The organism is Vibrio sp. MMH1-50, from assembly GCF_022347645.1.
Taxonomy (GTDB): domain Bacteria; phylum Pseudomonadota; class Gammaproteobacteria; order Enterobacterales; family Vibrionaceae; genus Vibrio; species Vibrio harveyi.
This window is the reverse complement of the sequence record NZ_JAKRGG010000003.1, coordinates 167,705-181,910: the sequence shown is the minus strand read 5'-3', so window position 1 is coordinate 181,910 and position 14,206 is coordinate 167,705. Positions and strand designations below refer to the sequence as shown.

Below are 14,206 nucleotides of genomic sequence, written 5' to 3'. Positions count from 1 at the left end.
GAATTTTGGCAAAGGTTTGCGCAGGATTTCACCTGCGCAAAGAGAGATTAGGATTTTTTCGCGTAGTATATCGAGAATTTATTGGTCTTATTTAGCGTCTCGCAATTATTGAATGCTTGCTCAATAATTGGTGGGTATTTTAAGAAGCTGTTTGCCACAATCACCATTTCACCCTGTTTAGTCATGTATTGTGGTGCTTGACCCAAGAGTGTTTCCGCAGCGTTGTAGTTTGTATCTAGACCACTGTGAAACGGCGGATTACTGACGATAAAGCGATAATCTTTTGCCGTATTGGAATAGATGTCTGAAGCAAACACACGTCCAGTTATGCCATTCGCTTCTAATGTTGCTTGGCTTGATGTGATGGCATAAGCGTTAATATCACACATCTCAATCGCGATATCTGGGTTGGCTTTTGCCATGAATGCACCCAGCACTCCTGCACCACAGCCAAAATCGAGCACCTTGCCAGATAGTTTAGGTAAAGTCTCAAGCAGTAATCGACTGCCTAAATCAAACTCACCATGGCTAAATACACCAGGAAGGCTCTTAACCGTAAGTGATTGCTCACCCAAAGTGACGGTGTAGGATTTAAACCAATCTGCTTGATTGAAAGGCTTTGGCTGGTTAAGGCAAGTACCCCAATAGAATGAGCAACGGCGAGCTGAGTCGTACTTGTTCACTGGACCGTACTCTTTGAACATTTTCTCAATGCTCTTGATTCCTGAACGGTTCTCACCAACGACGACGATTTCTGTATTGATGCCAAGTTTCGCCATCAACATTGCCAGCAAGTATTCTGCCTCAGATTTAGCTTTTGGCCAGTACAGAAGCACCATGTCTGCTTGTGTCTCAATATCAAACTCTGAGCCAAAGTGGCTCTTCACCTTGTTCGATGTGCGAATTTGACGGTAGTAGCTGTAGTTAGAAGTAAAAACCTCCACTGACTCACAATGAGCCACTAACTCGAGAGGAAATAGATCTTCAACTTCACCAGCGACTAAAACGTGTTTTCCGTTAAAGTACTCAAGTTGGCGCTGAGCTATTTGGCTAGGAGCAATATAAGCAGACATAAATTTGGTTCATCAGAAATAATTAGGGGCAGATTTTCGCACAATCTGCCCCAAGCTTGAAGTGATTAAGCAGCGACTAACTGTTGTCTTGTTGGTTGAGGAAATCCTTAAACTCTTCTTCGTAGATGTTAAACAACACCATGGTGACGGCAAAAATCAGTGGACCGTAGATAAGACCGATCAAACCAAATAGATGCAAACCACCCAATAGAGAGAAAAATATCATTAGCGTGTTCATACCCGCGCTGCCTTGCATTAGCAGAGGGCGTAATAGGTTGTCGATAGACCCGACTACCACGACACTCCATACCGTCAAGAAGATTGCCCAAGTGGTGTCACCGGTTAAGAACAAATAAGCTGCGGCTGGAATCCAAATTAGTGCCGTGCCAACTACAGGGATAAATGATGCAAAGCCCATCATGGTTCCCCAGAATAAACCAGGGAAGCCTGCAAGCCACATACCGATACCACCAGCAAAGCCTTGAGCAATCGCGGTTAAGAATGACCCCATTACAGCGGATTTTGAGACTTGTTCAATCTCGGTCAGAATTTTGTCTTCTTGGCTGCGTGAGAGGGGCAGAATATGACGCATTGCTGAAATGATCTTGTCGTGGTCACGTAACAGGAAGAACAAAACGAACAACATTAGGAAGAAATCCATTAGGAAATTCGTTGCATCACCTAGGATTTTTGCGCTTATAGCTACAAGGTTTGAACCAAATGATGTTGCGAATTGCCCGATCTTTTCTGCGATGGCTTGTGGTTCGATTTTGTCGAAAGGTAAGTACTCATTAACCAACGCTAAACCTTTGACTACCCAAGGATGTTGGAAAATATCTTGGATGCCACCATTGGTTACCCACTTGTAGGTATTTTGCGAAAATACCGAACCTTGCTGCACGATAGCGGCAAAAACAAATAGTAATGGAATCACGATAATAAAGGTTAAAACCACACAAGAGAGCAGTGAGACCAAGTTTTTGTGATTAGGTAGTTTTCGTTCAAACCATTCATGTATTGGGAACATGAGCAGTGAAATGATAAACGCCATGACGATCGAGTTGATGTAAGGTTCGACCAACAAATAGCAGGCAAAAGCAGCGGCGAGCAGCGCAACAACTAGCACTCGATGACTCGACGTGATTTTTACATTATTCGGCATGTGATTAATCCAAATTACGGAATATTTACGTTTACGCCTTATACCACAGCGCAAAATCTTTATTACTTTGCACCGACGATTCTTTCAAGCTTATGACATAGCTGAATTGGGAAGGTGCAGTTGACCTTGTTATAATGACCACAAATCAGGTGGTTATCAATCAAGAGATGGAAAAATGGGTTGTTGTAACAGCGATAAGAAATGCCAGAGCGAAAAGAAGACCAGACGCATTCCTTGGTTTGGGATTGTTCTTGGGATTCTTGCCATCTTAGTCATCTTTAATTGGCAAGCATAATTCAAATAATAAAAAAGGACCTCGAAGGTCCTTTTTTGGGAATTTATGTTCTGGGAAGGAACGCTTATTTTGATTCTTCTGCCAGAATTGCGAAACAACGATCCGCAGCTTCTAGTGTTGCGTCGATTTCTTTTGAACCGTGAGCAAGAGAAGTAAAGCTTGCTTCGAATGCTGATGGTGCAAGGTATACACCGTGTTTTAGCATTAGGTGGAAGAAACGCTTAAAGCGCTCGACATCGCACTTAGTCACGTCTTCGTAGCACGTTACGGTTTCTTGGTCAGTGAAGAAGAAACCAAACATGCCACCCACTTGGTTTACTACCATTGGGATGCCGTGTTTTTCAGCAAGAGCTTTGAAGCCTTCAGCAAGTTGTTTGGTTTTTGCAGCAAGACGTTTCTCGTTACCTTCTTCTTTTAGCAGGTTCAAACATGCAAAGCCTGCCGCCATTGCTACTGGGTTACCGGAAAGTGTGCCCGCTTGGTATACAGGACCTGTTGGCGCAACATATTGCATGACTTCTTTACGACCACCAAAAGCACCCACTGGCATACCGCCACCGATCACTTTACCTAGTGTCGTTAGATCTGGTTTGATGTTGTAGTGTGCTTGCGCGCCACCTAGAGCTACACGGAAGCCTGTCATTACTTCATCAAAAATCAGTAGAGCACCTTCTTGGTCACAGATTTCGCGTAGACCTTCGTGGAAGCCTTCTACTGGAGGGATACAGTTCATGTTGCCCGCTACTGGCTCAACGATGATACATGCGATTTCGCCTTTGTTTGCGGCGAATAGTTCACGTACTGAATCTAAGTCGTTGAATGTTGCCGTTAGTGTGTGCTTTGCAAAATCGGCAGGAACGCCAGGAGAACTTGGTTGACCTAGAGTTAGTGCACCTGAACCTGCTTTTACTAGCAAGCTGTCTGCATGACCATGGTAACAGCCCTCGAACTTCATGATCTTGTCACGACCAGTAAAGCCACGAGCAAGACGGATAGCACTCATTGTTGCTTCCGTACCAGAACTTACCATGCGGATTTGTTCCATAGATGGCACTAGCTCAGATACAAGCTCGGCCATGGCAATTTCCATTTCAGTTGGCGCACCGAAACTTAGGCCGCGTTGTGCAGCATCGATAACTGCTTCACGGATAACTGCGTGGTTGTGACCTAGAATCATAGGACCCCAAGAGCCAACGTAATCAATGTACGCTTTACCATCGGCATCAAAAATCAGGGCACCGTCTGCTCGTTCGATAAATAGCGGAGAACCGCCAACGCCGTTGAATGCACGAACTGGTGAGTTCACACCGCCAGGAATGGTTTGCTGAGCCTTTTGATATAGCTCTGATGATTTGGTCATGGGGTTATCCTCTTTTGATTGCTCGGACCAAGTGGAGCGCATTGTACCTAGCTAATCTCAAGTTAGAAACGTTTTGGGTAATTTATGTGTTGTCTGGCGGTGTAATCTTACATATCAGCATCTGATCTAAAGAATCGTCGGTGAATACTTGAACGAGTTGGTCAGGTATTGGATAATCGCTCTAATTAGCACAAATTTGACGTCTCGCTACAGGCTTGACGCATTACACGAGTGAGAGAGGTCTTCGTGAGCGAAGTAAACGTACCATTGTCTTTTTCTGATGCAGCAGCATCACGCGTTAAAGCGCTGATTGCGGAAGAAGAAAACCCAGCACTGAAGTTACGCGTATACATTACTGGCGGCGGCTGTAGCGGTTTCCAATATGGCTTCACATTTGATGAGAGCGTAAATGAAGGTGATACTACGATCGAAAACAGTGGCGTAACACTGGTTGTAGACCCAATGAGCCTGCAATACTTAATCGGTGGCGTGGTTGATTACACAGAAGGTTTAGAAGGAGCTCGCTTCTTCGTTAATAACCCAAATGCGACGACAACCTGTGGTTGTGGTGCATCATTCAGTGTGTAATTAATACGACAACAGGCAGCCAATCGGCTGCCTGAGTTTTACGTAGCAGGAAGTCACGTAAACGCCCCCTCGCTTTCATGATGAAGTGGGGGTAAAAATAAAAAGGACTTTATATGTCTGGAACTTCTTTCGGACGTCGTTTTGTCGAACGTCCATGGCTAGTCTCTCTAACGCTTGTTATCGCTTTGGCTGCTTGGCTCGCAATGGGTCAACTCAATGCACAAGACGAATCGGTCTCTTCTCCATCCTCTCAATCAGATGATACGCCTGTCGCAAAGGTGATGTTCAACTCTTTTGAAGCACAACCAACCAGTAAAACGATTGAACTTTACGGTCGAACTGCGCCGAATCGGCAAGCTCGTTTAGGGGCAGAAGTCGCAGGTAAGATTGTGAGCTTGAACGTGCAAAAAGGACAAAGTGTTAAACAAGGGCAGGTGATTGCCAACATTGATGAGCGCGATCTAGATATTCAACTTAAACGCGCCAAAGCAATGCTGCGTGTAAAAGAAAAAGAATTTAAAGCCGCAGAATCTTTGAAGAATAGAGGGTTGCAAGGTGAAGTTGCTTTTGCCACTGCTCAAGCGGCACTTGTCGATGCCCGAGCAAACTTAAGTAATGTTGAAACTGCACTTAAAAATACCAAAGTAAGAGCCCCTTTTGACGGCATTCTGGACCATCGATTCGTTGAAGTGGGAGATTTCGTTGGCGTCGGCGACCCAATAGCCACTGTAATTGACTTAGAGAAGTTAGTCATTGAAGCGGATGTGAGTGAACGTCATATTCAGTATTTAAAACAAGGTCAGCAAGCCGATGTTAGAACCATTGATAACATCCATCATCAAGGCACCATTCGTTATATTGGGCGCGTATCTTCAACTTCGACCAACACATTCCCTATAGAAATCGAGATTGATAATCGAGAGAGTGCAATGCCTGCGGGTGTCAGTGCTGAAGTGGTACTGTCGCTAAGTGAAGTTCTGGCAGTGAAAGTAACCGCAGCCATGTTGGCGTTAGATGAAGAAGGCAATCTTGGTATCAAAACGCTTCGTGATCAGCATGTTCACTTTGTGCCTATCCAACTGGTCAAAGCTGAGAAAGACGGTGTCTGGTTATCCGGCTTAGGAGACCAAGTTGACATCATTGTGCTTGGACAAGGCTTTGCACGTGATGGCGATTTAGTGATGGCGACAAAAGTCGACGATGCCATTGAAGCTGCGAACCAGCAATAAGGAGGCAATATGTTTGCTTTGATTGATGCTGCGTTATCGCGTGCACGTACCATGCTTACATTGTTGGTGATGATTTTGATTGCCGGAGTGATCACCTACATTACGATTCCGAAAGAATCGAGCCCCGACATTACCATCCCTATTATCTATGTTTCGGTTAGTCACCAAGGTATTTCCCCGACCGATGCGGAGCGCTTATTGGTTCGTCCGATAGAGCAAGAGCTTCGTTCAATAGAAGGCGTTAAGGAGATGACCGCGATTGCTTCAGAGGGACATGCGTCGGTTACTCTAGAGTTCAGTGTCGGCGTTGACTTAGCTGAAGCTATGGCTGATGTTCGTGATGCGGTGGATCTTGCTAAACCTAAATTGCCTGAAGACAGTGATGAGCCAACAGTTAACGAAGTAACATTCGCATCTGAAGAGCCTGTCCTCACTCTGGTTCTGTATGGCACAGTCCCTGAGCGTACAACAGTACAAATCGCACGAGCTTTACGTGATACGTTGGAAAGCTATCGTCAGGTATTGGAAGTCGATATTGCGGGGGATCGCGAAGATATCGTTGAGATCGTGGTCGATCCGTTATTGATGGAAAGTTACGGTTTGGATCAAGCCGATATCTACAATTTGATTGCTTTAAACAACCGAGTGGTTGCTGCTGGCTTTGTCGATACTGGTTATGGTCGCTTCTCGGTTAAAGTCCCTTCCGTATTCGATTCGTTAAAAGATGTATTAGAGCTGCCGATCAAGGTAAATGGCAAAGAGGTGATCACTTTTGGTGATGTCGCGACAGTGCGCCGAGCCTTCCGTGACCCTGAAAGTTTTGCTCGGCTAGATGGTGAACCAGCGGTGGTGCTCAATGTGAAAAAGCGTGCCGGTGAAAACATCATAGAAACGGTTGAGCTCGTTAAACAAGTTCTGATTGAAGCGCAAAAGCAGACTGGTTGGCCGAATAACCTGCAAGTTAAATACACTTGGGATCAGTCTGATGACGTTAAGCTGATGCTTAGCGATCTGCAAAACAACATTCTGTCTGCAATTATTCTGGTCGTTATTGTCATCATTGCCATTCTGGGTGTTCGAACGGCACTGTTAGTTGGTATTTCTATTCCGGGCTCTTTCTTAACTGGCTTATTGGTGTTGTCGGTTTTTGGTTTGACCGTCAACATCGTGGTGCTATTCGCACTGATTATGGCTGTAGGCATGTTAGTCGATGGTGCCATTGTTGTTACGGAATTTGCTGATAGGCGGATGCAAGAGGGCACACCACGTAAAGAAGCATATAGGGATGCAGCAAAACGTATGGCATGGCCGATTACTGCTTCTACAGCAACCACTTTGGCAGCGTTTGCACCACTGCTATTTTGGCCGGATATTACTGGTGAGTTCATGAAATACTTACCATTAACTCTCATTGCAACCCTCAGTGCTTCGCTAATGATGGCATTACTTTTCGTCCCTGTGATTGGTGGAATCATTGGTAAGCCTCAAGTCGTCGATGCACAGCGTCAGCAAGAGATGGTTGACCTGCATAATGGTGAATTTGATAAAGCGACAGGCATTACCAAGCTTTATTACCAAACCCTGTATATCGCGATCCGACATCCATTGAAAGTGTTACTCAGCGCAATTTTGCTCGCGGGTGGTGTTGGCTTTACTTACAACAAAGCCGGCTTAGGTGCGGAGTTCTTTCCTGAAGTGGATCCCGCCTTCTTTACGGTCAAAGTTCGTTCTTATGGTGATTTGTCGATCAATGAGAAAGACATCGTAATGAAAGAAATTGAGAAAGTAATGCTAGGGCATGATGAGTTTGAAAGCGTCTACACACGTACTGGTTCCGATTCAAATGATGGTGATGAGATTGGTCAAATTCAGATCACGCCGGTGGATTGGCAATATCGCCGTAAAGTCAAAGATATTATTGAGGAACTTAAGCAAACCACCAATCAATTCTCCGGTGTTGAGTTGGAATACAAATTCCCCGATGCAGGACCACCAGTTGAGCATGATCTCGTGATTGAAATGTCGGCGCAAAACTCAAGTATCGATCAATTGGACAGTGCCGCCAAAATGGTTCGTTACTGGGCTGATCGTAACCCTGCGTTAACTAACTTAAGTGATACAACGAATAAAGAAGGAATTGATTGGCAGATTGATATCCGCAGAGACGATGCTTCTCGCTTTGCGGCCGATGCAACGTTGGTTGGAAACACCGTTCAGTTTGTTACCAACGGTTTGAAGATTGGTGATTATCTTCCGGATGATGCCGATGAAGAAGTCGATATCTTAGTACGTTATCCGCAAGATAAGCGTGATATTGGGCGTTTTGATCAGCTAAGAGTGAAAACGGCTGCGGGCTTAGTACCGATTACTAACTTTGCTCAAATTAAACCGGATCATAAGCAGGATACGATTCGCCGAGTTGATGGGCGCCGAGTGGTAAATATCAAAGCGGATATGGTTGAGGGGTATAACCTCGCACTGGAGCTACCAAAGATAACGGCGGAAGTGGCGCAATTGGGTTTACCTGCTGGGATTGAGTTTAAAATTCGTGGGCAAAACGAAGAGCAAGAGAACTCTTCCGCTTTCTTGCAAAATGCTTTTATGGTTGCTCTTGGTGTGATGGCGCTCATTTTGATTACTCAGTTTAATAGCTTCTATCAAGCCTTTTTGATCCTAAGTGCAGTGCTTTTCTCTACGGTCGGTGTGTTTGCTGGATTGCTGATTTTCCAAAAGCCATTCGGCATTATTATGTCGGGCATTGGGGTGATCGCACTGGCCGGGATTGTTGTGAACAACAATATTGTATTGATAGATACTTACAATCAGATGCGTAAACGAGGGCTAGAAAAGTCAGAGGCAATTTTGCGTACCGGAGTACAGCGTCTGCGACCTGTATTGTTGACCACAGTAACGACGATACTTGGCTTGCTGCCAATGGTGCTAGAGATGAACATCGACTTAGTTAACCAGAAGATTGAATTTGGTGCACCGAGTACGCAGTGGTGGTCTCAATTAGCAACTGCAGTTGCAGGTGGGCTCGCATTTGCAACCGTGTTAACTCTAGTGCTTACTCCATGTTTATTGATGCTAGGTAGAGAGCACAATATTGACGAACCTGAAACAAAAGAGGCAGCGTAAGCTGCCTCTTAGGTATTGTCGTGAATCACGACTTATTTATTTCATTGCGAGCAACTTACTGTAGCGTTCTAGTTTTGCCATGCTCACTTTTGCGTTCGCCATGAAGGTTTGTTTTGCTTTACCCGTTAAAGATTTTGACTGCGGAAGCTTAACTGTTCTAGCGTTCTTGTGTACGCCGTTTACCAAGAATTCGTAGTGCAAGTGAGGTCCCGTAACCCGCCCAGTGCCGCCGAGCGTACCAATGGTTTGTCCTTGTTTCACTCGCTGTCCTGTCTTAACCATGCGTTTAGTTAAATGCAGGTATTTGGTAATGTAAGTGTTGCTGTGTTTGATGAACACATAGTTGCCGTTAAACTTATTGTAGGCAGACTTTTGTACCACACCATCACCAGCAGCCCAGATCGGTGTGCCAACAGGCGCAGCGTAGTCGGTGCCTCGGTGAGGACGAACCTTACCAGTGACAGGGTGTAAACGACGAGGGTTGAAATTAGACGTTACGCGACGGAAGTCCAATGGCGCACGCAAAAAGGCTTTCTTCATGGCTCGACCATTTTCATCGTAATACTTGCCGCTCTTTTCATCCAAAATTGCAGTAAAGGTATCACCTTGGTTCTTAAACACTGCAGCAATAATTTTTCCTCGCCCAATGACTTCACCTTCGACGACTTCTTCTTGGTAAAGCACACGGAAAGTATCGTTTTTACGAATATCCAATGCAAAGTCGATGTCCCAACCAAAAATGCCTGCCAGCTCCATAATTTGGTTTGCATTCAACCCAGATGAAATACCGGCATTCCAGAAGTTAGATTTAATCGTCGCTTCAGCGTAGTTGTACTGATAATCGACTTCTTTTTTATCGATCTCTGAGACGTATTTGTTGCCTTGCAGCTTAATGCGGAAAGTTTCAAACGCATTCAGCGTGCGTTGAAGTTGAACAAAGTCGTTGTTTTCATCAAACCCAAATTTCAGCTTATCTCCTGGACGAAGACGAGAGAGCTGCTGTTTGATTTCTTTATCTGAAGTGATCAGTTCATGCAAAAGACGAGGGGATAAGCCGACGCGGTTAAAAAGTACCGCTGCACTTTCCCCATTTTTGACCTTATATGTTTCCCAACGCAAGACAGAAGGAAGATTAGAAGAAGCGCTGCGCTCTGGTGATTCGACAGATATCGACACTGGATAATGCTCGCCAACTTTAAGGCGGCTTTGCTGCGGATCGAGGTCTTGCGGATCGGGTAAGAAAAATAGCGCGACGATGATAAGCGCACTAAAAAAGCCGATCAGTACTTTGTGCAAGAGTGGGAGTCGGACAAAAATCGAATGCATGAGGTACTTGATTACTAAATTAAACGTAAAAATTGACAACTACCTAGTCTAACGTGTTTCAAAATGCATCGCTATTCAAGTAAGATGTTCAGCTATTATATTTTTGCCAAATCTGTGGGAGTGAACAAGAATGGCGAGCATTGAAGCTGCACTAGCCGAGATTAAGCGCGGTGTTGAAGAGCTGATTCCAGAAGAAGAGCTGATCGCAAAACTTAAAGAAGGTCGTCCTCTACGTATTAAATTGGGCGCCGATCCAACAGCACCTGACATTCACCTAGGCCATACGGTTATTTTCAATAAGCTTCGCTTGTTCCAAGAACTAGGTCATGAAGTGACATTCCTTATCGGTGATTTCACTGCAATGGTTGGTGACCCAACAGGTAAGAACACAACTCGTCCACCGTTAAGCCGTGAAGACGTGCTACGTAACGCAGAAACGTACAAAGAACAAGTGTTCAAAATCCTAGACCCAGCTAAGACAAAAATTCAGTTCAACTCTGAGTGGCTATCTGAGCTTGGTGCAGAAGGCATGATCCGTCTTGCTGCAAACCAAACTGTTGCTCGTATGCTAGAGCGTGATGATTTTAAAAAGCGTTACGCTGGTGGTCAGCCAATTGCTATCCATGAGTTCATGTACCCACTACTTCAAGGTTGGGACTCAGTAGCAATGGAAACTGACGTTGAACTGGGTGGTACTGACCAGAAGTTCAACCTACTGATGGGTCGCGAGTTGCAAAAATCTCACGGTCAAAAACCACAAGTTGTTCTTATGATGCCACTTCTAGTCGGTCTAGATGGTGAGAAGAAGATGTCTAAATCTTCTGGTAACTACATTGGTATCAGCGAAGCACCAAGCGAAATGTTTGGTAAGATCATGTCCATCTCTGATGATCTAATGTGGAGCTACTACGAGCTGTTGTCTTTCCGTCCTCTAGAAGAAATTGCACAATTTAAAGCGGATGTAGAAGCAGGCAAGAACCCTCGTGATATCAAAGTACTGCTAGCAAAAGAAATCATTGCACGCTTCCACAGTGAAGCAGATGCAGATGCGGCAGAGCAAGAGTTCGTTAACCGTTTCGCGAAAAACCAAATTCCTGACGAAATGCCAGAGTTTGATTTTGAGACTGGCACGCCAGTAGCAAACCTATTGAAAGAAGCGGGTCTATGTGCTTCAACTTCTGAAGCTATGCGCATGGTTAAGCAAGGCGCAGCTAAGATCGAAGGCGAGAAAGTTGCTGATGCGAAGTTTGTTCCTGGAGCAGGCACTTACGTATTCCAAGTAGGTAAACGTAAATTCGCACGTATTACTATTAAGTAATCAATAACTGTTCAAAATGAAAGCGCCTTATAGGCGCTTTTTTTGTATTAAAATTTGGTGAATACACGCGAGATTGACTGTAAAAATGGTCGAACTTTGTTACTATACGCGCGCTGCTACGTGAGCAGCTTTATCGGAGATTTACATGAACAATACCGACCATCCTCCCAGTTGTTGGGTGAGTAAGATTAAGGGAGCGAAATAACCCGCTTCGGTATTGGCGATCTCCGCCTTACCTTAGTGGTGAGGCATCTTTTCTTCTAGTTTTCCTTTTATTATTTCCTTTCATAAATTCTGAATAGACAGTGCTTTGGCATTGATGTTTTCGCGCGTCCTGCATTTGTATTTATACAAGTCGGGTGTGCAGAAAGCTTTTTGCGTGCGTTGTCGATGGTCGTTACCAATGCCAATCGGGAGATTCGCCATGACGGTAATGAACAACACTTTTATTGAAACAACACCAAACTTCTCAGAAGTGGAGATTGGTGCCGCTCGTAATGCCTTTTTGCAATACGAACAAGAGCAACAATTGCACCTACTAACGATCATGCCTATTGATGAGGCGGTTGGTATTTTGCAGCACTGCTCGGTTGGCTATGTGAATAGCCTTATCGCTCAACTTGAACAAGCTGGATATGATAAACGTGCTCGTCACTATGCTCACCAATTAGGTTTGCATATGTCGGAAGTCGATACACCAGATGGCTACTTATCGACTAGTGTGTTGGAACATGTGAAGCAGCGTATTGGTTGGATCATTGCTCTTGCCCTTTTAGGGATAGTGTCGGGTTTGATCATTGCTCAGTATGAGGACACTTTAAGTCAACTTGTATTGCTTGCCGTGTATATGCCCGTAATCGCTGCTGCTGGTGGTAATACCGGAACTCAGGCTGCGACCTTAGTCATTCGCGCACTCGCCACTGGAGAGTTAAAGAAACGCCAATGGTTAGAAGTTTTGTGGAAAGAAAGTCGCGTAGCGCTGTTTATTGCCTTGGCGATTGCGATCGTGATGATTGGTCGAATCATGCTATTTAGTGGTGGGCAATCAACAGGGGGCTTTGCACTGGAAGATATCGCATTAGCCATTGCGGTTGCGTTATTTATTCAGGTGACTATCTCAACCACACTTGGAGGATTACTTCCTATCATAGCGCGTGCATGTAAACTGGACCCCGCCGTATTGGTGAGCCCAGTATTAGCATCGATCGTCGATATCTCAGGTATGTGGATCTACTTTACCGTGGTGAACTACTTCTTAGGCATTGCCTGACTAAAACTCACAATGTCTTGGTAAAACAATTTCTCAAAATGAGTAATCGGGGCGACGACAGGCTTGTTATCGTCCCTTTTTTCTGGGAAATAGTCCGACACAAACTGAACAAATAGCGTGTTTGGTTTGCCGTTTTTATCAAGCCCATACCCCGCCATATTGTACGTGCCGTACAAGGACCCGCTTTTTGCAATCAACTGTCCTTTAATAGGAGCTTTACGCATACTCTGGCGGTACTGCAATGTTCCTGATTCACCGGACTTTGGCATAATTGCTATCAAGTTGAGTTCTTGTTCGTGTTGCCAAATGTAGCGCAAGATAGCAGCCATCGACTTCGCTGAAATGCGGTTATTGCGTGATAAACCTGACCCATCTTCTAATCGGGCATTGCGAATGTCGATCCCCGTATTGGAGAAAATGATTTGTTTGATTGCTTCAGTGCCGTTAGTAAAACTGCCAGGTTGCACAAAGAACTTAGCGCCAAGTGTTTTAGTAAGAGTATCGGCAATTAAGTTATCTGAGCGTTTTAACATCTCATCAAGCAACTGTGGTAATGGTTTTGATTTGTGTACTGCCAATAACTTGCGTGACTTTTCAGGTGCTTTGCCGACTCGAATTTTTCCTTTTAATGAAATGCCGACTTGCTTGAGCAATTTCTCTACTTTTTGGCTTGTGTAACCTTCAGGGTCTTGCACTGCAAACTTGAGGGGGAGTGGTTTATCGCCACGATCTACTAAGCAGCCGGTTAGTTGATATTGGTTGTTTGGGTTAGCGATGAGCTCCAAATCACAATGACGGCTCTTCTGGACGCTTTTTGACACGGTTTGAGCGCTGGTGGTGACATTAATTGGTTGATGCTCAGGAACATAAACACGAGTTGTACCGTTTTTTTGTGTGTATATCGATGCTTGAACGCAATTTTCATTCAGTGTCACAGCAGATGCTGGTGCGCTATAGCAAACGCCTAGAATATCCCATGGCCATCCAACGGCACGGTTGTAGCCAGTAAAAGCGCTGTTATCTAACCAAAGATCCCCATTGATTCGGTTTAGACCGTTTTTTTTCGCTCGTGTCAGCATGGTTTTAAGATCTTGCGTTACAAGCGTAGGATCGCCGGAAAAAGTGAAGACGGCATCAGAGTTTGAGCTTTCTAACGTTGTACGAAAAGTAAAGCCATTGCCCAGCTCAAGCTTTGCTGCCAAGGCTGTGACAACTTTTAATGTACTTGCTGGGGGGAAATACTGCTCAGTAGGATGAATGCCTTTTAGCTCACTTTGCCCATTAAGTTTTTCAGCAACCAAACTGATACGTGCTCCGTCTGGCAGCACCTCTTGGTGGGGATAAGCAAAAGAAAGAAGTGGAGTAAGGCTAGAGAGTAGTAACAATGACCAACGTAAGCGCATAGTAATAGTTCGTGAGGTTAGTTATGCAATTGAGTATATACCGA

General features: G+C 44.8%; 10 protein-coding genes. 5 read left to right on the top strand and 5 right to left on the bottom strand.

Annotated elements, in window-relative coordinates; genetic code table 11:
* Window positions 1–47: 47 nt before the first annotated feature.
* The 3 genes from rsmC to hemL all read right to left on the bottom strand — a co-directional run bounded on the left by rsmC (window position 48) and on the right by hemL (window position 3,890).
* A complete protein-coding gene (rsmC, locus tag MHO32_RS04160) occupies window positions 48–1,073 on the bottom strand; it encodes a 16S rRNA (guanine(1207)-N(2))-methyltransferase RsmC (protein ID WP_172580193.1) in 1,026 nt (341 codons plus the stop codon).
* A 76-nt stretch (window positions 1,074–1,149) separates the two neighbouring features.
* Window positions 1,150–2,235, bottom strand: coding sequence for an AI-2E family transporter (locus tag MHO32_RS04155; RefSeq protein ID WP_005449176.1), 1,086 nt, complete (start codon window positions 2,233–2,235; stop codon window positions 1,150–1,152).
* Window positions 2,236–2,594: 359 nt separating this feature from the next.
* Window positions 2,595–3,890 carry a glutamate-1-semialdehyde 2,1-aminomutase gene (gene hemL, locus MHO32_RS04150; RefSeq protein WP_005449175.1) on the bottom strand — a complete coding sequence of 432 codons (1,296 nt, stop codon included), beginning with the start codon at window positions 3,888–3,890 and terminating at the stop codon, window positions 2,595–2,597.
* Window positions 3,891–4,136: 246 nt separating this feature from the next.
* Here hemL and erpA point away from each other — a divergent pair, with 246 nt between their 5' ends.
* The 3 genes from erpA (at window position 4,137) to MHO32_RS04135 (ending at window position 8,845) form a co-directional block, all read left to right on the top strand.
* The gene (erpA, locus tag MHO32_RS04145; protein WP_005449174.1) at window positions 4,137–4,478 is read left to right on the top strand and encodes an iron-sulfur cluster insertion protein ErpA; all 342 of its coding nucleotides are present in this window, start codon (window positions 4,137–4,139) and stop codon (window positions 4,476–4,478) included.
* Window positions 4,479–4,591: 113 nt separating this feature from the next.
* Window positions 4,592–5,707 carry an efflux RND transporter periplasmic adaptor subunit gene (locus MHO32_RS04140; RefSeq protein ID WP_005449173.1) on the top strand — a complete coding sequence of 372 codons (1,116 nt, stop codon included), beginning with the start codon at window positions 4,592–4,594 and terminating at the stop codon, window positions 5,705–5,707.
* 9 nt (window positions 5,708–5,716) lie between these two features.
* Window positions 5,717–8,845 carry an efflux RND transporter permease subunit gene (locus MHO32_RS04135; RefSeq protein WP_239210710.1) on the top strand — a complete coding sequence of 1,043 codons (3,129 nt, stop codon included), beginning with the start codon at window positions 5,717–5,719 and terminating at the stop codon, window positions 8,843–8,845.
* A gap of 36 nt (window positions 8,846–8,881) precedes the next feature.
* Here the strand turns inward: MHO32_RS04135 and MHO32_RS04130 are convergent, their stop codons facing one another.
* Window positions 8,882–10,171, bottom strand: a complete 1,290-nt coding sequence (locus MHO32_RS04130; RefSeq protein WP_005449171.1) for a peptidoglycan DD-metalloendopeptidase family protein — start codon at window positions 10,169–10,171, stop codon at window positions 8,882–8,884.
* A 130-nt stretch (window positions 10,172–10,301) separates the two neighbouring features.
* Here MHO32_RS04130 and tyrS point away from each other — a divergent pair, with 130 nt between their 5' ends.
* On the top strand, window positions 10,302–11,489 hold the full coding sequence (gene tyrS / locus MHO32_RS04125) for a tyrosine--tRNA ligase (protein WP_017817694.1): 1,188 nt from the start codon (window positions 10,302–10,304) through the stop codon (window positions 11,487–11,489).
* 424 nt (window positions 11,490–11,913) lie between these two features.
* Window positions 11,914–12,759, top strand: a complete 846-nt coding sequence (locus MHO32_RS04120) for a magnesium transporter (RefSeq protein ID WP_005449167.1) — start codon at window positions 11,914–11,916, stop codon at window positions 12,757–12,759.
* Here MHO32_RS04120 and dacB read toward each other — a convergent pair.
* A complete protein-coding gene (gene dacB, locus MHO32_RS04115) occupies window positions 12,738–14,162 on the bottom strand; it encodes a serine-type D-Ala-D-Ala carboxypeptidase (protein ID WP_239210709.1) in 1,425 nt (474 codons plus the stop codon). The two genes, MHO32_RS04120 and dacB, sit on opposite strands and share 22 nt — an antisense overlap.
* Between the last annotated feature and the right edge of the window lie 44 nt (window positions 14,163–14,206).